At 38.3% G+C, this 22,017-nt stretch carries 15 protein-coding genes and 1 CRISPR repeat array; of the genes, 3 read left to right on the top strand and 12 right to left on the bottom strand.

The window, feature by feature from the left end:
* Nucleotides 1-19: 19 nt before the first annotated feature.
* The 10 genes from QYZ87_00200 to QYZ87_00155 form a co-directional block, all read right to left on the bottom strand.
* On the bottom strand, nucleotides 20-916 hold the full coding sequence (locus tag QYZ87_00200; GenBank protein ID MDN4752959.1) for an MlaD family protein: 897 nt from the start codon (nucleotides 914-916) through the stop codon (nucleotides 20-22).
* Nucleotides 917-1,203: 287 nt separating this feature from the next.
* Nucleotides 1,204-2,568, bottom strand: coding sequence for a magnesium transporter (gene mgtE / locus QYZ87_00195; GenBank protein MDN4752958.1), 1,365 nt, complete (start codon nucleotides 2,566-2,568; stop codon nucleotides 1,204-1,206).
* Nucleotides 2,569-3,017: 449 nt separating this feature from the next.
* A complete protein-coding gene (locus QYZ87_00190) occupies nucleotides 3,018-4,463 on the bottom strand; it encodes a C69 family dipeptidase (protein ID MDN4752957.1) in 1,446 nt (481 codons plus the stop codon).
* Between the two features lie 78 nt (nucleotides 4,464-4,541).
* The gene (locus tag QYZ87_00185; protein MDN4752956.1) at nucleotides 4,542-5,597 is read right to left on the bottom strand and encodes an NAD(P)-dependent alcohol dehydrogenase; all 1,056 of its coding nucleotides are present in this window, start codon (nucleotides 5,595-5,597) and stop codon (nucleotides 4,542-4,544) included.
* 755 nt (nucleotides 5,598-6,352) lie between these two features.
* A complete protein-coding gene (locus tag QYZ87_00180) occupies nucleotides 6,353-8,014 on the bottom strand; it encodes an IS1182 family transposase (protein ID MDN4752955.1) in 1,662 nt (553 codons plus the stop codon).
* A 328-nt stretch (nucleotides 8,015-8,342) separates the two neighbouring features.
* A CRISPR array of direct repeats spans nucleotides 8,343-9,102; the repeat unit is 36 nt; unit sequence ATCTACAATAGTAGAAATTATATACTGCTTATAAAC.
* 174 nt (nucleotides 9,103-9,276) lie between these two features.
* On the bottom strand, nucleotides 9,277-9,549 hold the full coding sequence (gene cas2 / locus QYZ87_00175; protein MDN4752954.1) for a CRISPR-associated endonuclease Cas2: 273 nt from the start codon (nucleotides 9,547-9,549) through the stop codon (nucleotides 9,277-9,279).
* 1 nt (nucleotide 9,550) lies between these two features.
* On the bottom strand, nucleotides 9,551-10,531 hold the full coding sequence (gene cas1, locus QYZ87_00170; GenBank protein MDN4752953.1) for a type V CRISPR-associated endonuclease Cas1: 981 nt from the start codon (nucleotides 10,529-10,531) through the stop codon (nucleotides 9,551-9,553).
* A complete protein-coding gene (gene cas4, locus QYZ87_00165) occupies nucleotides 10,518-11,084 on the bottom strand; it encodes a type V CRISPR-associated protein Cas4 (GenBank protein MDN4752952.1) in 567 nt (188 codons plus the stop codon). Before cas4 ends, cas1 begins: the two co-directional genes overlap by 14 nt.
* Nucleotides 11,084-13,954, bottom strand: a complete 2,871-nt coding sequence (cas12a, locus tag QYZ87_00160) for a type V CRISPR-associated protein Cas12a/Cpf1 (protein ID MDN4752951.1) — start codon at nucleotides 13,952-13,954, stop codon at nucleotides 11,084-11,086. Before cas12a ends, cas4 begins: the two co-directional genes overlap by 1 nt.
* A 16-nt stretch (nucleotides 13,955-13,970) precedes the next feature.
* Complete coding sequence (locus QYZ87_00155) at nucleotides 13,971-14,867, bottom strand: hypothetical protein (protein ID MDN4752950.1); 897 nt, start codon at nucleotides 14,865-14,867, stop codon at nucleotides 13,971-13,973.
* Between the two features lie 255 nt (nucleotides 14,868-15,122).
* On the opposite strand from QYZ87_00155, the gene QYZ87_00150 reads away from it, so the two are divergent.
* From QYZ87_00150 to QYZ87_00140, 3 genes are read left to right on the top strand one after another with little or no spacing between them, the layout of a single operon-like run.
* A complete protein-coding gene (locus tag QYZ87_00150) occupies nucleotides 15,123-15,809 on the top strand; it encodes a NigD-like protein (protein MDN4752949.1) in 687 nt (228 codons plus the stop codon).
* Between the two features lie 28 nt (nucleotides 15,810-15,837).
* On the top strand, nucleotides 15,838-16,443 hold the full coding sequence (locus tag QYZ87_00145) for an RNA polymerase sigma factor (GenBank protein MDN4752948.1): 606 nt from the start codon (nucleotides 15,838-15,840) through the stop codon (nucleotides 16,441-16,443).
* Between the two features lie 19 nt (nucleotides 16,444-16,462).
* Entirely contained in the window at nucleotides 16,463-17,740 is a 1,278-nt protein-coding gene (locus QYZ87_00140) for an outer membrane beta-barrel protein (GenBank protein MDN4752947.1), read from the top strand.
* A 74-nt stretch (nucleotides 17,741-17,814) separates the two neighbouring features.
* Here the strand turns inward: QYZ87_00140 and mfd are convergent, their stop codons facing one another.
* Together mfd and QYZ87_00130 are read right to left on the bottom strand one after the other, a co-directional pair.
* Complete coding sequence (gene mfd / locus QYZ87_00135; GenBank protein MDN4752946.1) at nucleotides 17,815-21,177, bottom strand: transcription-repair coupling factor; 3,363 nt, start codon at nucleotides 21,175-21,177, stop codon at nucleotides 17,815-17,817.
* Between the two features lie 80 nt (nucleotides 21,178-21,257).
* Nucleotides 21,258-22,001 (bottom strand): YebC/PmpR family DNA-binding transcriptional regulator, encoded by a 744-nt coding sequence (locus QYZ87_00130; GenBank protein ID MDN4752945.1) that lies wholly within the window; start codon nucleotides 21,999-22,001, stop codon nucleotides 21,258-21,260.
* Nucleotides 22,002-22,017 lie beyond the last annotated feature (16 nt).

Here is a 22,017-nt window from a genome sequence, read left to right as displayed (position 1 = left end):
GTTATATCTCCGTTAAAAGTTAGAATATAGAGAAGTGAACATACTTCTTAGGGTTAGATTGAATATCCAGCAACAAACTATCCGCAGATTCAGTCGTCTTTATCAATCTGTTATAAAGCTGTGGATCATTAATCAATTGTCCTATGCTACCCTGATCGCTATTAAGCTTTGAAATAAATCCCTTAAGGTCCTTAACTGTAGTAGAGAGATCCGCAACCACTAGTTCTAAGTCTGATTCATTGAGCTTACCTGTCATTTCGGCAATTGACTTAGTGCTGGCATCAATATTATCAAGGATAGTTGGTATTTCCTGAGCAATCATCTTATCAATCTTCTGTGTCGAAGTTTGAATAGCATTAGCAGATTGCTTAACAGCCACCACCGTTTCTTTGATCGCTGGATCAGTAGCAAATAGATTAAGATTATATATCAGGGTGTCTAATGAGAGAGTTGCCTTATTAAGGTTAGGCAACAGCTGATTATTCAGCTTACCCATCAAATCTTCTGATGGAATACCTGTAATGGTATCATGTGGATTAACAATCCCCTCCTGAACGTCCTTTGGTAGCTTCAGTACTATTACAGCCCCCCCAAGCGGATTTGCGGTAATTGAAGCCTTAACGCCTTTAGGCAGCTCCAAACTCTTATCAAGGGCAACCGTTAGGACAGCCCCATCCATTCCAGTATAATCAAAGTCAATAGTCCTGACATTACCCACTTTGTAGCCATTAAGAGTAACCTTTGACGAGAGATCTATTCCTTGCAGATCCTTAAACGTCACATAATACATCTCAGCTTTATCAAAAATCTTAATTCCTTTTAAGAAATTAAAGCCAAAATAAAACATCAAAAGTGTAGCTACGGTTGTGATACCGATCCAGATGGATTTCTCTTTATTGCCTAACTTATTTTTCATAATTACTAATAATGAGCAAACAAATTTTTTACGTTTACAAAACTACATAAAATATCACTATTATTCGCTTTTATGTTTTGAATCTTCGGTATCGAAATTATATAGCTTAGGATGTAATGGCATTCTGTCCTACCAAAAGTCTGTCATAAATCTTAAGAATGCTTTTATTTTCCATCGCTAAGACCTAATGATTACATTCAAGTTATGTTTATTCACTTGGATAAGAAAAAATAATCTCCAGGTAGTCCTTCCCCGTATTCAGTATGCTTAGATCTTTCTTACTCTGTTTAGATTTTTAAAATAGCCTGTGCTATATTAAAGTAGATAATTAAGCTCATTGCATCCACTATCGTAGTAATAAGCGGCCCCGCCATGATAGCTGGGTCTAACTTCAGTTTTTTTGCAAGTATTGGGAGCAACCCTCCTATCATCTTAGCCATGATAACTGTGCATATCAGGGTTATGGATACCGTTAGAGCAATAGACACAGGCACTTGTGGCTCAAATATAAGAATTCGCAACAGGTTAATGAGAGACAATACAAATCCACAGATAATACTAATTGAAAATTCTTTACGAAGGACGCGAATTGTATCCGTAAGCTTGATATCACCAGTTGCTAGACCACGAATAATCAAAGTAGAACTTTGGCTACCAGCGTTACCACCAGTATCCATGAGCATCGGAATAAACATCCCAAGAAGTATGAGGGACTCTAGCGTGTCAGAGAAATTCTTCATGATAGATCCTGTGAAGGTAGCCGAAATTAAAAGCACTAAGAGCCAGATAATCCTATTCTTTGCCAACTTAAATACATTGGCATTAAGGTATTCGTCTTCCGAAGGAGTCATCGCTGCCATTATATGGAAGTCCTCAGTCGCTTCCAGCTCCATCACATCCAAAATATCATCTACAGTAATGATACCCGTTAGTCGTTCCTGACTATCCACTACAGGGATGGCAAGTAAGTCATAGTGCTTAAATTTTTCAGCCACCAACTCTTGGTCATCATGAGTATTTACGACGATGATATCCCTATCCATTATCTCCGTAATCATCTTACTTGGATCCTCTGTTACCAACTCACGAAGCGAGATGATGCCCATCAATCGTTCATGAATGGTGGTTACGTAACAGGTGTATACCGTTTCCTTTTTTAGACCCGTTTCCCTTATGTGATCAAGAGCATCTTTTACAGTCATTTTTTCATTGAGTCGTACATACTCAATGGTCATCAAGGTGCCAGCAGAGTCTTGAGGATAGTTCAGAAATTGATTGACTAAGTTCCTTTTTTCTGGAGGGATATTAATCAAGACTTTATTAACAAACTCAGCAGGCATCTCCTCTATCATGTCTATAACATCATCGAAGAAAATATTATCAACAAGGTCAGGAAGTTCATTTTCGCCTATGGCATTGATGATCTCTCGTTGGGATTCTACACTCAGGAAGGAGAATACCTCTACCGCTTTTACCTTAGGAAGCATTCTGAAAATAAGCAGTGCTAATACCTGATCGTTCAAATCATCCATCAGCTCAGCAATGTCAGCATCGTACATTGCTTCGAGGTGATTTCGAAGCTCAACTATTTTCTTCGCTTTGATAAGATTTTTGACTTCGTTTCTGTCTAATACCAATGAATCCTTGCTCATAATTAATTATTAACTTTGAAAATGTCACTAGGGTATAATACAAAGGTACGAAATATATAACTAGGAGTCGCCGGACTATCCCTCTATCACAGAGCTGACAGGACGTATTACATTGATGCCCCACTCCCATTTGAGACTATTCCTCCTAACTATACGTTCATGTGTACTTTCAAAAGATTGTATCCATTTCCTGTAATTATTCTATAGGTACTCATAAAAGAGTGTACCTATACCTTCCAAATAATCAAATTTTAAGGTATCAAAAAAGTCAATCCCCCATCACTCTGTATAAAGTAATGGGGGATTGCTTCTTGGCCGTCAAAAAAGCTTATAATATATCTTTTAAGCACCAGTACGTTATTAATCTACCAATGCAAGGGCCTCATTCATTCTTCACTCCTTCTATTCGTCTATGACTTAAGAATCAATACGGATAGAATAGGATACTATCATGCACCAGCGAAGCGATACTCATCCTGAATGTCAATGGTTAAGCGAGTAAATAGGTCTTCGATAAGTTCATCAGTCACATCTAGAGCTGCTTGCATCACTTTCTCTGAAAATTCCTGGACTAAATCTTTAGCACGAAGTGGCTGAGTCTTATAGATTCTGAGATACTCCTCCTCCATTTCTCTCTGACGTTGATCAGTCTCTTCCTCAAAGTCCTTATACACCTTCTGAATGACTGGAGCATACTTATTGTAGTTCACCATTCCCAAGACCTGTACCTTACGGAACTTCCAGTAAGCGGAGTCAGCACTAGACTTATCGGTTCCCTTAGTATATGCTTCGACATATTCACTCATCCCTTGATAGAACGGAATAAAGACACCAAGTGCAGCCATACCCATAGCGACATAATTTACCTCGCCAATAGCTTTAGGCAGATCAGGGCGAACCTGAAGGATATGAGTCTGAGTCGTACGGAATATTGATACTGGACGATACTCCTCCTTAGGGTTGCTATTCATGTAAGGGTCATGATCCGTTCCATTGTAATGGAAGCGGAAAGCCTTCCTCATGTCTGAGAGACTAATAGGCTGTTCAGCTTTGGCATACACAGGGAATGTATTCTTAGTCACATCATTTTTGATCTTGGGGCTAAACATCGCTTGTAGTCCCCATACACGTGGGTAGTTGTATGTTGTATCCAACTTCTCATCACGAATGTATGCCTCATGAAAGTCAAACTTCTCTTTCTTAGGATTATATAGATTGTGCTTTTCCGCAAACTCTAATAGATCCTTTGAAGCCATATAATTCTTTTTATCCTTAGGGTCATATTCACGGAAACGACTCTGATTACCCGTTACGAAATAGACATTCTCTGGAAGGCGACAGGCTAGCCAACGGTGTCCAGAAGCTGTTTCTAAGTACCAAATCTCATCATTATCAACAAAACCGATACCAAAGCCCTCTGCCACTCCATATTTTTCAATCAAGGACCCTAGCCTCTTAACGCCTTCTTTGGCAGATTTGACATAGGGGAGGACGATATTAAATACTGAGTTTTCTGCCACACCATCTTCCACTAGAGGATCAGCCTCCAATGCTTTTTCACTACTAAAGATACTCTCCGTAGCACTCATTCCTACACCAGCTGTATTGAACCCCGCACTCCCCCAATGGTTAGGCAACGCATATGGTGCTAAGGCAGTATATCCAAGGGCCTCCTTAGGTAATTCGCAGCGGAAGGGGCTATCCTTCGCGACAAACTCTTCATTACCCTCAGTGGTATCTTCATAGATTTCTAAGTTTTTTGCTTCCAGTGCATCCCAGTCTTCCGAGCGAGCGACCATCATTGATCCGTCTGCAGTCATCTTTCTTCCGACTAAGATAGTAGTACATTCAGAGAGAAATAATTCCCTTCTCTCTTCTTTTTTTATATTATTCATTATTATATATCAATTGTTATTAATATTATTATTACCAACTTATTATAGAGTCATCTATCCAATACCATGGCTAGATGATCATAATGTCACTACTGGCTTGATCAAGTCTTTAGGCTTATCCTTCATGAGCATAAGAGCCTCTTCGATCTTGTCAAAGCCATGAAATCTATGAGTGATTAGAGGTTTTACATCAAGCTTACCATACTCAAGTAGAGAAGCTAGCTTTTCCAGTCTCAACCGTCCACCAGGCATCAAGCCACCGACGATCTGTTTGTGCCCCATTCCTACTCCCCACTCTACACGAGGAATATTGACGTACTCACCACTACCTAAGTAATTCACATTACCAATCTTTCCACCTGGTTTCAGACACTTAATTACAGGTTCAAAGGTTTCGACACCACCTCCAGCAATGATGGCCTTATCCACCCCTTTTCCATTAGTCATACTCAAGACCTGCTCATCAATAGAGGCCCCCTTATAACCGATAAAGTCTGTTGCTCCATATAGCTTGGCTACATCTCTACAGATCTGCCTAGTCCCGACACAGATAATCCTAGACGCTCCACGCATATTAGCTGCAGCAACAGACATAAGCCCCACAGGACCTATACCTACGACTAAGACTGTATCGCCAAACTGAATATCTGCAAGCTCTACACCATGAAATCCTGTTGGGACCATGTCAGACATCATACAAGCTTCTTCGATAGAAACACTCTCTGGTAAGTGAGCTAAGTTACCATCAGCATCATTCACATGAAAGAGTTCAGCAAAGACACCGTCCTTGAAGTTTGAAAATTTCCATCCAGCCAACATACCGCCAGAGTGCATTGGGTAACCAGCTTGGGCTTCGAGAGAGCTCCAATCAGGGGTAATAGCAGCTACCATGACCCTATCGCCGACCTTAAAATCCTTAACATGAGACCCTACTTCCTCTACGACACCACATGCTTCATGTCCGAGGATCATATCTTCTCGCTCACCTATAGCTCCCTCCCATACTGTGTGAATATCTGATGTACAAGGTGATATGGCTAATGGACGCACCAAGGCATCTAGTGGACCACACTTAGGCTTATCCTTTTCGATCCATCCAGTATCACCGACTCCTAACATTGCAAAACCTTTCATAGTAATTCCTCCTAAATTTATAATTAAAAAAACATTGACAGTTCGTTCTTTCTACCCTCTTTTACTTACAGTAATGATGTTTATAATCCCCTACTCCCAATAGTAATATCCATATCATGAATGGTTAATCTATCGATACAAGTATCATATTTAATAAGACTCTAAAAATAGAATCTTGTAGGGGTATTAATCTTATGATATGCAAGAACTCATCAACAGCCTAAATGTAACCATTTTCTTTGTCACAATCTTCTTTTTTATGTTTTTTATCACTTCATATTTTCAGATTGATGTCATTAATTAATAATCTAATTTTATTTGAAAATAATATTACAATATAATCACAGGCACCTCTGGATTATGCGAGAACTATTAGCTAATTTAATTGAAAAGAGAGATAATAACCCCAGTAATTGCTCACGATAACCATTAGATATTTTCCGAAAAGGTATTCAATGTGGCTCTTCATCTACTCATAACATAATTATCAGGTTGAGCATCACCTAAAAATACGTTGGAAAGTAGACGTTGTAATTCGTAACTAATTTCAAGCCAAAATCTAAAACTCAGCTCCAAAAGAGAATATTAAGTAGATAACTGTCTGAAATAAAGCGATTAATAGAATATGTCAATACGTTTCAAATAACACTGATTATCTTAGCTAAAGACCAGTCTATTTTTAGTTATATAAAAGAGAAGAGGGTGTGTCAAAACCTAGTTTTGATGCATCCTCAATTTTTTTGATAGGGTGTGTCCTAAGCAGCTACGAGATGTTTTAGAATTTGGTTTTCCTCTAAAAGTAGGTTGTTAGTGACTAAAAATGGATGATTTGGGCAAGAATGAGGTGTATTATCCATGTTTTTTGGGTTTTTCGCCATCATAGAGCATAGTTTCTTGACATTGAATGCTATGGCAAAGAAGGCAAAGTCCATAGTGACCTTGTCTTGACCGAAGTGTCGAAAGCGTTTGTAGCTCATATTGTATTTCATTTGACCGAATACTGATTCTGGCTCTACACATCGTCGTCCTCGATGTCTTAGTCCTTCTTCGGAGGTAAGGAGTTGGTTTGCTTTCTTTTTGTACTCATTGAGTCTGTGATTGACCTCTATGATTCGATTGCCTTTTGCCTTAAAACATAGTCCTCTGAGTGGACATCCTTTGCACCTCGCAGCCTTATATCTCGCACTCTCAGTAGTGTATCCGCTTGCTGTCTTGCCTCTCTTTGTCCCGATACGCCTCATCCTTTGTCCCATCGGGCAGACATAGTAATCTCCTTCTTTGCTGTAGTATAGCGATGAGGGCTGAAATGGGTCGGGCTTATAGCGAGGACGATGCTCAATATGGAAGCGATTGTATTTGACAAAGGGTGTTGTACCAGACTCTTCCATAAAACGATAGTTCTCTTCCGAGCCATAGCCAGAGTCGGCTACAACAGTAGAGGGCAAATCACCATAACGGTCTTGGTGGAATTGAAGAAAAGGGATAAATGTGAGGGTGTCAGTAGGATTGTAGAAGAGTCCAAAGTTGGTAATAAATTGCTGATTCGTAGCTATTTGTAAATTGTAACCTGGCTTGGTTTGACCATTTCTCATGGCATCCTCCTTCATACGCATAAAGGTGGCAGAGGGGTCGGTCTTGGAGTAGGAGTTGCGATCCTCGAGTTTTTCCAGCTTCTCGTCATACTCCATAAGTTTAGCCTTATGCTCTTCTAGTTGCTTGATCTGCTTCTTCCTCTCTCTTATTTTCTTTTTCTCCTCCTTGTTGACTGGTTCCGGGGTTCTCTCTAGTTCTGCTTTGAAGGTGGTCACCAGCTCTGAAAGTTGTTCCGCTGTAATCTCTACTTCTTCGCTACCCTCGCTATTCTCTTGAGCAATACAATCATCGATTTGAGAGAGCAATGCCTTTAGCTTTTCCTGAAGTTTGGCTCGATTTCGTTCCACGCTCTTCCGCCACACAAAGGTGTATTTATTGGCTTTGGATTCTATCTTAGTGCCATCGATATACTCCACATCAAGACTGATAAAACCTCTCTCTGCAAGTAACAATACCATCTGTGAGAAGACCTTATTGATCTCTCCTTTTACACGATTACGAAACCTATTGATGGTGATAAAATCTGGTTTTTCATACCCTGCAAGCCAGATGAAGTGGACATCTCTTTTGAGGGCTTGCTCAATCTTCCTGCACGAGTAGATGTTATTCATGTAGGCGTAGATAATCACCTTGAGCATCATCTTGGGGTGGTAGGGGTGGCGACCTATCTTACTGTACAAGCCCTTAATATTCTCAATCTCAATAGCATCGATAATGGCATTGACCACTCTCACTGGATCATTAGCACAAATATCCTCGTCAAGCCTTTGAGGAAAAAGCATTGACCTATTGTGTATGTATGGACGAAATTGTATCTTTGTCATAGTTAATTTATTGATATACATAAAGATACAAAATCTTTATGATATAGAAAAGCCCCAGCTTGTGAAAGTTGGGGCTTTTGTCGCAAAATAATAGGGTGCGTCAAAAAAATTAGTTTTGACACACCCTCATTTTTTCTATATATCAAGAAGAAAGCTTTCCTATAGGAAGATTTTTGCAGCTATATAAGTGTGTCTTTTTAGACTTAGATTGCATTTCTTTATATTTTGTGAGCTCATTACAAATAGCCTAAAAATCGACATGAATACATTGAATGTAATCAGATTAATGTAATTACTTAACCCTTCCAATTTCTTTTTTACTGAGTACTATTACAAAAGTAGAAATTATATACTGCTTATAAACAGTAGCACTGTGTCTTAAGAGGAGACAATCCCATCTACAATAGTAGAAATTATATACTGCTTATAAACACCCTCGTGCTACTTTTGACAAAGCTATTATCTACAATAGTAGAAATTATATACTGCTTATAAACGCCAATTGTGAGCAATGCTAGTTACCCGGTGGATCTACAATAGTAGAAATTATATACTGCTTATAAACAGAGTTCGAGTCGCTGATGGAGCTACTCAATCTACAATAGTAGAAATTATATACTGCTTATAAACCGTGTGGAGGGTGTGAAGTACGAGGTTGATCTACAATAGTAGAAATTATATACTGCTTATAAACTTGCTGGTGCGTATGACCATACGGCCGTTGATCTACAATAGTAGAAATTATATACTGCTTATAAACTGCGTATCTCCACCCGTTCATCAAGTTCTATCTACAATAGTAGAAATTATATACTGCTTATAAACGTTTAGTGTGTTCCAGAGAGTGCTTGTGAATCTACAATAGTAGAAATTATATACTGCTTATAAACATTTAGACGTTTCAGTTAATAAAAGATTCTATCTACAATAGTAGAAATTATATACTGCTTATAAACGTCCACTGTGAGGCCACCACCGATAGTGGATCTACAATAGTAGAAATTATATACTGCTTATAAACCTACGTATTTTCAACATTGGGGTAATGAAATATCTACAATAGTAGAAATTATATACTGCTTATAAACAGTAACACCACAAATATAGCATATAATTAACTAAATACCAATGTTTTAGGCATGTATGTCTAAGAACTCATTTCTCCCCCTCCTATTTTATTTTTGTTGAGAGTGTCCTTTATACCCTTAATATTCAGAACATTATAATTTTACCAACAAAAAATATCGACAACGGTTTGCAGATTAAAAATATACAATATCTTCATCCCGATGAATAGCATTACCATACTTTCTCAACTTTACAGAAGATACATCAAAGATAATGACACTATCACCACCGTCAAACTTTTTGGCAAACTGCTCCTCAATTTTTATGATGAGATTTTCAAGAAGTCTATTGGTGTTATTGACTTCATATACAGAATACTGTAAGCGTATAGCTCCATTTTTGGTTAGCATCTTTGAAAATCGATTTCGGAGCTTATCATTACTGATATCATAACTGATTATAAGCATATCAAATTAGAAATTGAGGGTATTCGGATACTGATTTTTTCTGCATAAAACATCTATAATAGGATTGTACATAATCAAAAACGTCTCCTTTATAAGGGATGAGTGCATCATAGAAAAGCTGCTGGTATTCTTTATTTTTTTCACGTTTGAGATAGTACTCTCCTTTCCTAACATTAAAGTCTTTTTCACTTATTTGGTTCCGATTAAGACCTTTTCTAACGGTCTTATCAATTACGCATCTAAATGGCTCCATTATATCACATACTAAGGATTTGCGTTTGAACCATAACCGATGATAGACACCCACATATAGATCAAAACCAAATAATCTAAGGAAACACTCAATATAATTGAATAATATGGTATAACCAATATCTAATGTAGCATTAATGACGTCACACTTAGCACGTGGTCGCCGCCCTTCCCAATGGTGCATTTGGTAAAACGCTGCAAAGAACTGCTTTGCTACAATTCCCTCTATGCCCATCAATTCTGAGTAATTAATGCACTGATTCACCATAGGCAGGTAGCTTATACACTTTTCTATCGCTGATAAAGTTATATCGTCTTTCTTTCGGGTATTTTTTAGAGACTTAATCTGATTTCTTATCTTATTATTTACGATAATCTTTGCGATGGATAAATCTTCTTTGGCCATTAGGTGCTGACGCTGACGAAGAAGATAATTGGCTTCCGCTGGGTTGCTCCAAAAGAAGATAGGTCGTAGATTGGGTTTCATCACAACTAATGCCACACCATACTTCTGACACTTTTCGATAAGAGCAGAGGTGATGGTAATATGTCCCACCACAAAAAGGGCGAAAATCTTTTGGAAAGGTAACTTTGTTAGTGTCTTAACCCTTCCCTCATCATCAACTTCCTCTTCTAAGAGTAACTCGCCATTAAGCAAGCGGAGATGCCGCTTTTGAATACAATTAATGACAAAAATGGTTCTATATTCAATGTCTTTATGAGTAAACATTTTCTAAATCAGTCTTATCGCATAAGTTACAATAGATACAGTGACTACACTTATTAGGATTTATTTTAATGGGACTAGATGGATCATAATTCAAAAAGTCAGAAACAAACTTCTCAAATTGGCACTCCTTCTCAGAAGATGGTAGAGATATAGGTATCATCCTATTGGTCGAAATCTCGTAAAATGCAAAAGATTCTACGATATATCCCATCTCTCTCATACAGAAGAATTGTGCCCATAATTGATAGATCTGCCCTTGAAAAATTCCCTTAAGTTGGTATTTACGCTCTACTAGCTTTTTCTCTTTTCGTTTATATACATCTATCTTTCCCATTAAATGAAAGCGTTCTGAAAAAACTGGTAAGGCTAGTATTACATCTTTTTGAGTTGAAGATGACTTACTGTCAGTGGCTTTGTGTGCTACCGTACCTCTTACTTGTGGCACAGCATGGTAAAGGTCTTCATCCGTACTCATATATACGTTATGTAGGTATATAGAGTACGGACAAAAGATAAAGTCATTTAGGGTTGAGATGAGAATATAATCATTCATTACCTGTTCTGAAAAGGCTTTTTCTGAATAAAATTCAACCACTCCTTATTAGAGATTCCTAGCTTTGGTTTCTTCTCCTCTTCGGTATCACGAATCGTCTGTAAGGCCCATAATCCTTTGAGTGCAATATTGTATGCCCCATTAGCGTCAGCGTTTTTGGGCAGATTTTGACCACAGTCTCGGCTGTCATAGAAGTTTCCGTTTGCGTCAGCGATAGGAGAAATTAGGTAGTCCTCATCTGTCTCTTTCCTACTATTACGCATCTGCACTAACAGTCTGAATAGAATAAGTAGCCTCACAAAAAAGTCTTTATCATTTACCTTAATGATATCGTCTTGTATGCTATCTTTAGCATGATAGTCTATTTGGTACTCTTCAAAGAGTGCTTTAAATTCATTAGTAAGACAGATGTCTTTGTAATCCCATTGGCTATTCTTTTGTGAATTTCTAAATGCCATAATCCGATCGCCATGGGTACATAAGACCCATTTCGTTTGAGTTCCTTCTGCCCTGCGATTAAATTTATTATAGTCAAACTTGAACTCAAACCAATCATGACCTTGATGATAATTAATCGAATCAAATTTTTCGAAAAAGGCTTTTGAATTATCTACACTCTCATATCGGGTATTGAAGAGATTGACAAAACCTGTCACGGGGTCTATCTTACTCGTATTCCATGCTGGGATATAAAAGAGAAAACCATTCTGCTTACCCATCTCTCTAATGCTTTTGAATGGACTGGTAAGCTGGTAAGCTTTTAGTAATCCGCCCTCTTTATGTGGATCCAGCTTCTTATCCACTAGATAGTTTAATTTGTCTATTAGTTGCTTTTCGAATTGTTGGTAAACGGAGCTTTCCACCTTTTGGCGACCTCTCTTGAAACCCATATTTAAGTCTTCTAGTGCCACGATAGCATTATACTTTATCATTAGCTGAGATACTTTGTGGACGACTTGACTCAGGTATCCTTGCTTAAGATCCTTTATACCTTCAATAGTCTGCCAGTTTTGGCGTTCCTTCTGACGCTGTGCATTTCGTGTCTCTAGTAGGCCGTGATAATCCGTTTTGTACTCATTTCCATTATGATGATTAATAATCTCATTTAATGAGAATTGCTCTACGATATTACCCCTTCCATCTATCACAGAGATATATAATAGATGTCTCTCCCCTCTATCAATACCAATAACATGGATGTCCTTATTGGACCTAATATAATCTTGTACAAGTTGGTTGACTCGATCTCCTTGAACACTCTTGAAGTTCATCGTTATAGGAACATGAAATTGAAACTTATCAAGCGTATATCGTCTGTCCTTAATTAGGTCATATTCAAAGAGACTCTCTTCTCCCTTATTAATGGCATTTTTCTTTTTGATGGGCTGATGTGCCGGATGTGTAGGTTGCTCATAACGGAGGCTCCTTTTACGGAAAAAGACTTCGGCTTGCCCATTAAGCTTATAGACTACATCGGCCAAATTACGTTCGTCAAAGAGCATCTTCCAATAGAGGGTATGAAGGTTAGGCGTCCCTTTGCTATATGGAGAGAAGTCTTTATTGTATATCTGAAACAGGTATAACTTACCATCATTGACCAAAGAATCAACATAAGCTACAGATACATTACGGAAGGTCACCTTATATCCTTGATGTTCGACCTCTCGATAAAAGCCTGAGATGTCACTGTAGGTGGATGTCTCTGAAAAGTCAAAGTCGAAGTGACGCCAATCCACATGAGCATTGATTGATTCTTTAAAAAAATCAATTAGTTTGTGTGTATACTGAATATTGAAGTTTTCTCCTTTCTTATGAGTGCCTAATGCGTATTTTTCTAGTAGTTCTTTACTAGGCTTGAATGTTTCTATTCCTTTCTTAGACAAAAATACTTTGGGGAGCATCTTATTAGGACCAGGCAAGAGTTTATAGTCCATTTTCTCATAACAGTCCCCATCGTTAGGCAATGGATTAGCATCAAAACTCTTATTATGCTTTTTGTCCATAATAGCTAGATAGTAATTACCATCTTTGCGTAATATAATGCTGGTATTATCTCTTTCCTTATTTCTGTCCCACCCATTTAGTAACTGAGAATTACCGAAGTTGAGCTTAATCTTCTCTGTAGAATATGGCTTTCGAGTAAGATAATTACGCACCATATTATATAGCGGAATAATCTGATTAAGTGCTTCCCATATATAATTTAGTTCACCATAAAACTTCTGATCTTTATCGGACTCATCGCCATAACCTATTAATGGCTTTAGGAATCTCTGTAGGTTACTAACAGAATCTAATAAACTCTTAATGAGGGCAACGTTCGCTTTATCTTGTATTAGGTTGTAATCTTCAGGATATGGGGTGGTCAATAGTTGTTTTGTATTAGTGTTGGATAGCTTAATTACCTCTATCAGATCTAAGGCATCTCCCTCATTATGATCAACTTTTCTCAATTCTGAGAAGTATTTATCAATTTGTTTTTCACAATATTCCTCTGGTAATAGTTTAATGCACTCATTGAGGGTGGCGATTGTAACACTCTTTTCTGCATTCAGTGCTTTCTTACGGTTGTCCTCATACCTAGCAGTACCTTTCTTAGCAGTCGTGGTAAGATCGTAAGCCAGCTCTCTAGCTTTATTGATTAGGTTCCAATCTCCAAAAATCCACTTAGATATATCTGTTAGCTGTGCATCATTTCTTATATAAATCTTAGATAAGTCATAATCTGAGATAGATCTCATAAATACACGGGTACGATCGAGTACGTCAGAATCAAGGTATTCACAAAAAGTCTTGATGGACTCGAGCAACTCATCATCATCAGCATAAGTCTCTGGTAGCCAAGAGAGTTGTTCCCTATCACTTAGTATTTGCTTGTAGAGCGGCTTAAATAATGGTAGTCGATCTTCTATTCCTATTTTGCCTTTGATTATATAGGTTTATGCGCTCATTTAGTCCTTTGTATTCTGTTCCGTCTTCTCCTACAACTTTTCCGATAACAGCATTATAGGATTCAATTCCTTTCTGAGATAGCACATGGGTATAATGCTCTAATGTGAAAATATCATTAAGCCGTGGTACATTAATGTAACCTCCATCTGTAAAGGTTGTATAGAGGTCTGAAAGTTCGTGTGAAAGTGGATCTTTTATTTTTTCGAAAATCAATAGATTATCTATAAACTTTGGGAGATTTTCGTGAATAAGCCTATAACTAATAGCGGTAGAATGAGCTTGATCCGAATATATATTTTTCCTGTTTTCATGAAACCCTACAAAATAAGTAGTGAAACCTTTAAACTCGGATAAGAGCTTTCGGTCCTCCTCACTGCTGACAAAAGGGGGTAGTATATCTCTTATCAATTCTTCTTTGAAAAGATTTTTATATCGACCATTTTGGTCTTTATCTTTATGTTTTCCTTTAGCTCCAGTTAAGACACTAACGATTAGTTCACGAAGATCTGTTTGGATTTTTTCAAACTTCTTATCTTCTTCCTTAGTCTTATTGCCATTCAAATATAGATTATAGTACGACCTTAGTAGCTCAGTCATATCTTGCCTTATTTCAGCGCGTCCAAAACGATTCAGTGCTGTGTCAATAAATACTTTATGATATTCATCGATAATTTTCTTCACCTTTTGGTAGCTATCGGCACGATGGTTGTCTTTTTTGATAATATCGACATTCTTGATATTATCTAAAGTTTTTCCAATTGGTTTTAATTCAAAGCGCAGTGTCTTACTCACTGGATAGAGATTAGTAAAGTCATTAAATTGTTTCATCATATTATCTTTTTATTTAAGTTATTTTTTCAAATATATCCCTTTTTTGTATTATTCTCAATAAAAACGACCAAATAAAACTTTGCATAAAATAATCATCGTTCCTATTGGAAACATATCTCTATCACATAGAACTAAATTTTTGGGGAGAGGCGAAGCTTTTTATGGGTGAGTTCAAATATTTTTGAGAAAAGGATGCAAGATTTATCGTAGTCTCGCGTTTACTAAGTAGAGTTCAATCATTAAACAAAAACGATTATGAAAACAAGAAAAATTTTTTACTCGCTAGCAGTACTTTTAACTGCTATTTTTACTCAATCATGCCTTAAGAATAATGGGCATGAACCTGACAACAAATATTATCCAAATGGGATTGTAACTGTAAAGACAAGTCCTGACAACACGATTTTCTTACAACTAGATGATCAAACGACCTTATTGCCTGTCAATATTAAGAAACATCCATTCGAAGGAAAAGAAGTAAGAGCGTTACTGAACTTTGAAGAGGTTCAGGAAAAACATGAAGGTTATACCAAGGCCGTCAAGGTGAATTGGATCGATAGTATCTTAACCAAACAGACCATCCCATACGTTATAGCCGATGAAAAAAAATATGGGAATGATCAGTTAGAGATCCTAAACGACCCAAAGAAAGCCATTGAAGACGGCTACCTGAATCTTAAGATTAGAACTGTTTGGAGCCAAAGTACTAAACGACATATGCTCAATCTAGTATCAGGTAAAAATCCTGATGAACCGTATGAGTTGGAACTGAGACATAATGCTTTCGGTGATATTTATGGTCGTCCAGCTGACGCATATGTAGCATTTAATCTAAAGTCTCTTCCTGACACTAAAGGTGAGACTGTTAAGATAAAGTTAGTTTGGAGGTCATTTTATGGCGAGAAACACACATTAATTGATTATAAAACCAAAGAAAAATAATCAATCTCTCCCACTGTAGTATGTGCTTATGTCCCAAAGTTATGTAACTTTGGGGCATAAAACATCTATTATAATTGATAATAACGTGACAAACGAACAGCGAATCATCAGTAAGATCAAAGCTGGAGATAACAAAGCTATGAAGTCTATCTATGACTTACATATCGGTTATCTAATGGGTGTTTGTACCCGCTATATCAGAAATAGAGAAGATGCAAAAGACATTCTCCAAGATAGTTTCATCAAGATTTTCAAAGAAATAAGCCGCTTTACATACCAAGGGGAAGGGTCATTCAGGGCATGGGCTACCCGAATCGTCATAAATGAATCGATTTCTTTCATAAGAAAGACGAGTAACATCAGTTTACTTGATCCAAATTTCGAACTAGCAGACGAAAGGGAGGATGTGGAGATTGAGGAGATCCCTATTGAGGTGATCCACAAATTTATCAGCGAGCTACCAGACGGATATCGAATAGTTTTCAACCTATATGCTATAGAGGGCAAAAGTCATAGAGAAATAGCAGAGACATTGAATATAAAGGAAAACACCTCTGCGTCTCAATACTTTAGGGCAAAAAAACTATTGGCTTCTTGGATTAATGAATATCGAAAAAAGCATCATGATGAATAAGTCATCATCAAGGTAAATTATGAAAAAAGAGTGGATAGATAACTTACGCGAAAAGCTAAAGCTTTATGAAGAAGAACCTCCAAAGGATCTTTGGGAGGCGATAGAGGAGCGACTCGATACAGAGAAGATTAGTACCCCTCGTCCCCTATTTCCGATATGGAGTAAAGCTCTTTTGACAGCTGCTGCTATTACTATTATTGCACTACTTATCACACAAAGATTTTCTAAACAATCTGAGATAATCCTTAGTACAGATGATCGTGAGATAGCGTTACTAGACACTCTTTCACAATGGAAGATAGTAACGCCTTCAGAAAGCATCGATAAGGATCACATACGAGCTATGCAAAAGACACCTCAGAAAGTGGTGACTAATAATAATCTTAACCTTGACGAGAGTGAGAGTCTATCCGTAGCAGACTCAACGAATATAATAAGTGTCATCGTCACTGACAGCATCAATCAGTATCAAGACTCATCAAATGAGTTGGCATCAGATAGTAAGAATGAGCTCTCTAAGAATGCTAATAACAACAATATCACTCCTAACCCAAAAGAGCCTACAGCAGCCTCACCAATAAGAAGGTTAAAGGTAAATGATAATGTATCTCACCTTTCACTCAACATTTTTGCTCAGAACGCATCGAAACACCATGATAGTCAATCTGGATATGGCAGAGATTACATTCAAATGGCTTCCTCTAGTCCTAATGACGTCGGGAGTAAAGAATCTTATACAGCGAAGAGAGAGGTGGACTTCTTTAATCAAAATAAGGAGATAAAAAAAGAGACATTTCATGACTTGCCTATAACGATTGGGATAACTGGATCCTATATGATCAGCAATAAACTTGCGATAGAAGCTGGACTTACTTACACATATTTATCAAGTAAGACAAAGCAGGGGACTATGGATAACTTTCAAGAGATTAGGCGTCAACAGCACCTAATTGGATTGCCAATTGCCCTAAAATACAATTTCTGGAAGAGTCGCAACCTTGATTTATATGGATCGCTAGGAGGTGCTATTGAGAGGACACTATCTGTAACAAGTAGTAGCAAATTTATCGTTGATAAGAATACACTCAGAACGTTCAATCACCCAAACGATCCGAATTACTATATTTGGTCTGTAAGAGGATCTCTAGGTATTCGTTATAACATATACTCAAACATAGGACTATATCTAGAGCCTGGTCTGAGTTATCACTTTACTCACAGTGGAATGCCTGAAAGCATATATACTGAAGCTCCTCTTAAATTTAGTCTGTCCCTTGGGTTAAATTTCAGATTTTGAGAGCTTTAAGATAAATGTTGTTTAACTCAGTTTACATCCACGGAGATTTATTGATGCTAGTATCTTAAGCGATCTTATGACAAAAGCCGAACCAGGATATCGTAAGCATGCGATATGGTCGAGACATTTTTTACAACAATTGAGCGACGTCCTCCATCTTCCTCTTTGAATTGCAAATCCTTGGTCATTCGTGCTGCGTTCGATAGGATCGTTGCAAAGGTTTTACTACGATAATAGGGACTATTGGAATCACTCACAAAAAAGAGCTTAAGGAGACCCTGTCTGTGCAAGATCCTTTCTATTCCAGCACGCTTGCCTAATAATCTGAGTTGTACTACCTTCAGCAACTCTTCAGCTTCGTCAGGTAACTCCCCAAAACGGTCTTGTAGTCTCTCCTTATAAGCCTCAATCTCTCTTTCCTTTTCAATCGTATCCAACTCCCGATACAGCGATATTCGTTCATTATCTCCAGGCACATATATCTGAGGGAAGTAGGCCTCTGCATCGGTCTCTATGACGGTCTCATACACGTATTGCTCTTCGCGTACACCCCTATTATCTACCTCATCATCATTTTCTGAAGTGTCATCTAAGATATTTGAAAACTCCTGTACCTTTAGTTCCAAAACAGCCTCTTCAAGAATTCTCTTATATGCTTCATATCCTAGATCTGCAATAAAGCCGCTTTGCTCTGCACCTAGCAGATTTCCTGCACCACGGATATCCAAATCCTGCATTGCTATATGAATACCACTGCCCAACTCAGAAAATGAGGTAAGTGACTGTAATCGACGTTTAGCATTGGGTGTCAGCGATTCTATAGGTGGCGTTAGGAGATAGCAATAGGCTTTACGATTACCACGCCCTACTCTACCACGTAATTGGTGTAAGTCGCTTAATCCAAATCGTTGAGCATCATTAATGATAATAGTATTAGCATTAGGCACATCTATACCATTCTCTACTATCGTAGTCGCTAGCAAGAGATCATACTCGTGATTTACATAATCCATCAGTACCCTCTCTAATTCTTTTGGGGGCATCTGTCCATGGCCTATCCCTACTCTTAATCCTGGGACTGCTCGCTGGAGATCACGAGCGATGTCATTCATATTATGGATCCGATTATGAATGAAATAGATCTGACCATCTCGAGCTAACTCGCTATTTATTATCTCACCCAAGACCTCCACATCATAGATCATGTGTTCAGTACGAATGGGATAGCGATTAGGGGGAGGTGTCTGGATATTGGATAAATCACGAGCCCCCATCAATGAAAACTGCAACGTCCTCGGTATTGGTGTTGCGGTCATCGTAAGCGTATCTATATGGGTTCTAAACCGTCGTAGCCTCTCCTTGATGGCGACACCGAATTTCTGCTCTTCATCAATCACCAATAAGCCTAAATCCTTATATTCAACAGACTTACCCGCTAATGCATGTGTGCCAATAATGATATCTATCTTCCCTTCCTTTAAGTCCTGGAGTATCTCCTTTCGTTCCTTGGGATTCTTAGCTTGACTCAAATACTCAATCCTACACGGAAAGTCTTGAAGCCTCTTCGTGAATGTACGATAATGTTGGTAGGCAAGTACTGTTGTGGGTACCATCACCGCTACTTGCTTACTGTCGGCAACAGCTTTGAATGCTGCTCGTATGGCTATCTCTGTTTTTCCAAACCCTACATCTCCACAGATAAGTCTATCCATAGGAATTGGCTTTTCCATATCTGCTTTGACATCAATTGTTGCCTGCTCTTGATCAGGTGTATCCTCATACATAAAGGATGATTCAAGTTCCTTCTGCATGTATGTATCTGGAGAGAAAGCAAAGCCCTTAACCTTTAGTCGTTCTGCATACAGCTTTATAAGGTCCCGAGCTATATCCTTGACCTTCTTTTTCGTTTTCTCCTTGAGCTTATCCCAGGCAGATCCCCCCAATTTACTCAATTGAGGCGGCTCCTCATTATCCTTGCTCTTATATTTAGAGATATGATGAAGTGAGTGAATGCTGACATATACACTATCGCCACCCTTGAAATTTAAGCGTACAGTCTCCTGTTGTTTGCCATTCTGATTGATCGTAAAGAGCCCACCAAAAGTTGCAATACCGTGAGTCATATGTACCACATAGTCTCCGTACTCAAAAGCTTGGATATCCTTCAGAGTCATTACCGCCCTATTCCGACGAATACGATCACTCTTCAGTTTGAAATTATGGAAGCGTTCGAAGATAGAGTGGTCAGTGAAGAGGGTCAGCTGCAATTCATCATCGATAAACCCTCCATGGAGAGTTGGGATAAGTGGCTGAAAGGTCACACCTTTGCCTTGTTCATCAAAGACAGATCTTAGGCGGCTTATTTGCCCCTCTTGATCGCTCATGATGATTGTATCATACCCTTTAGTTTGGTATTTCAAAAGTGCATCCGACAAGAGCTCGAAATTTTTATGAAATAGTGGCTCTACCTTTTGTCCAAAACTAATCTCAACTGCTTTTGAATTGGATGGAAAGTTCGTTCCAATAACTATATGATCCCAGACTTCACCTAAAAGCACCTCAGGCTTGACCAAAACTTTCTGTATCTCTTCAAGAGTAGTGAAGATATTATCCTGGGGATGGATTGGTCCTAAATTGTAAACTTCCTTAAGTGATGCTTCAAGAAAAGCAACCTGATCTACATAAATGAGAGTCTCCTTAGGTAATATTGAAAGTAAAGAGTGACCGGCTCTTTCATCTGTATCAAAAGCGGCCAGAATTGTGATCTCCTTATACTGCTTATTTGAAAGTTGCGTTTCAGGATCAAAGCTTCGGATACTTTCTAACTCATCATCAAAGAAGTCAAGCCTCATTGGACTTTCTGCTGCAAAGGAATAGATATCTATCAAGCTTCCCCGGATTGCAAAATCGCCAGGAGAATAAACATAATCAACTTCCTCAAAGCCCATCTCCCATAAATTCTCTCGTAGCTCTGATCTATTTATCTCTTCGCCCACCTTGAGCTGCATTCGTCCAGCATCATACACATCCTTATCTACAACGCCTTCAATAAGAGCCTCGGGATATGTAATGATAAACTTGGGATACTTTTCTTCTCTGACTAATTCCAGAAGTTCTGTCCGTATAACCTCATTAGCAAGATCCTTCTGACCATATCTAATGGCTCTCTTATAGAGAGAGGGGAAGAAGAGGACCTCTACTTCGTCCCCTAATAAGACCTGAAGATCATTTTGAAGATAAGCGGCATCCTCCAAATCCTTAGCTATACCGAGCATAGGAACTGAATTAGTTAGAGAGAGGGCGTTCAATAATAAAGCCGGAGCAGATCCTTGAAGTTCTGATAATGCTATTTTATCTATCCCTAGATCTAAGTTACGTAATAGAGATTTATAGGCTTTACTACCCTCAAATCTCTTAACTAAATCATTTAATTCCATACTCAATACCATTAATAAAGGTTACTGCAGTCAGTAATTTGACTCCAGTAACCTTCACTTATCTTTATAACTGTTTTTGATTATTCCTTATCCGATTCGTCATCCGCCATATTATGGAAGACATTCTGTACATCGTCGTCGTCTTCTAGAAGGCCTATCAGCTTATCAATATCGGCTCGCTGCTCTGGTGTCACATCCTTGTAATCCATTGGAATACGTACAAATTCGGCACTACTAACTTCAAAGCCTTGTTCTTCTAAATAATTCTGAATGGCAGAGTTTGATGCGAATTCTCCAGAGATTACGATTTCGCCCTCATCTTCATCTTGATCCACCTCATCAACATCAAAGTCAATGAGCTCCAAAGTCAATTCCTCGAGGTCTATTTCCTTATTCTCTGGTGGTTTTGCATGGAATATCACCTTGTGTTCAAACAAAAACTCTAAGCTACCTGTGGTCCCAAGAGTACCACCAACTTTATTAAAGTAACTACGAACATTTGCAACTGTTCTCTGGTGATTGTCCGTTGCTGTTTCTACAAAGACAGCTATGCCATGAGGTCCATATCCCTCATAGTTAATCTCTTTATAGTCCGTATATTCCTTATCTGTAGCTTTCTTTATGGCTCGTTCCACATTTTCCTTAGGCATATTCTCCTTTTTGGAGGTCTGGATCAGGACACGCAGACGTGGGTTAGTATCAGGATCAGGACCACCAGCCTTAGCTGCAATCGTGATTTCTTTACCTAGCTTAGTAAAGACTCTAGCCATATTGCCCCATCTTTTCATTTTACGGGCTTTCCGATATTCAAATGCTCTTCCCATCTTACGGTTTTAATCT

It is taken from the genome of Porphyromonadaceae bacterium W3.11, from assembly GCA_030434245.1.
Taxonomy (GTDB): domain Bacteria; phylum Bacteroidota; class Bacteroidia; order Bacteroidales; family Porphyromonadaceae; genus Porphyromonas_A.
Note: the sequence above shows the minus strand (reverse complement) of the source record. Positions and strands in the feature narration are given on the sequence as shown.

Excerpts from the sequence above, each read along its gene's own strand:
- QYZ87_00185 (MDN4752956.1), bottom strand. The coding sequence starts at position 5,597 with ATGAAAGGTTTTGCAATGTTAGGAGTCGGTGATACTGGATGGATCGAA.
- cas4 (MDN4752952.1), bottom strand. The coding sequence starts at position 11,084 with ATGAATGATTATATTCTCATCTCAACCCTAAATGACTTTATCTTTTGT.
- mgtE (MDN4752958.1), bottom strand. The coding sequence starts at position 2,568 with ATGAGCAAGGATTCATTGGTATTAGACAGAAACGAAGTCAAAAATCTT.
- QYZ87_00155 (MDN4752950.1), bottom strand. The coding sequence starts at position 14,867 with ATGATGAAACAATTTAATGACTTTACTAATCTCTATCCAGTGAGTAAG.
- QYZ87_00140 (MDN4752947.1), top strand. The coding sequence starts at position 16,463 with ATGAAAAAAGAGTGGATAGATAACTTACGCGAAAAGCTAAAGCTTTAT.
- cas2 (MDN4752954.1), bottom strand. The coding sequence starts at position 9,549 with ATGCTTATAATCAGTTATGATATCAGTAATGATAAGCTCCGAAATCGA.
- QYZ87_00150 (MDN4752949.1), top strand. The coding sequence starts at position 15,123 with ATGAAAACAAGAAAAATTTTTTACTCGCTAGCAGTACTTTTAACTGCT.
- QYZ87_00200 (MDN4752959.1), bottom strand. The coding sequence starts at position 916 with ATGAAAAATAAGTTAGGCAATAAAGAGAAATCCATCTGGATCGGTATC.
- QYZ87_00145 (MDN4752948.1), top strand. The coding sequence starts at position 15,838 with ATGTCCCAAAGTTATGTAACTTTGGGGCATAAAACATCTATTATAATT.
- QYZ87_00130 (MDN4752945.1), bottom strand. The coding sequence starts at position 22,001 with ATGGGAAGAGCATTTGAATATCGGAAAGCCCGTAAAATGAAAAGATGG.
- QYZ87_00180 (MDN4752955.1), bottom strand. The coding sequence starts at position 8,014 with ATGACAAAGATACAATTTCGTCCATACATACACAATAGGTCAATGCTT.
- mfd (MDN4752946.1), bottom strand. The coding sequence starts at position 21,177 with ATGGAATTAAATGATTTAGTTAAGAGATTTGAGGGTAGTAAAGCCTAT.
- QYZ87_00190 (MDN4752957.1), bottom strand. The coding sequence starts at position 4,463 with ATGAATAATATAAAAAAAGAAGAGAGAAGGGAATTATTTCTCTCTGAA.
- cas1 (MDN4752953.1), bottom strand. The coding sequence starts at position 10,531 with ATGTTTACTCATAAAGACATTGAATATAGAACCATTTTTGTCATTAAT.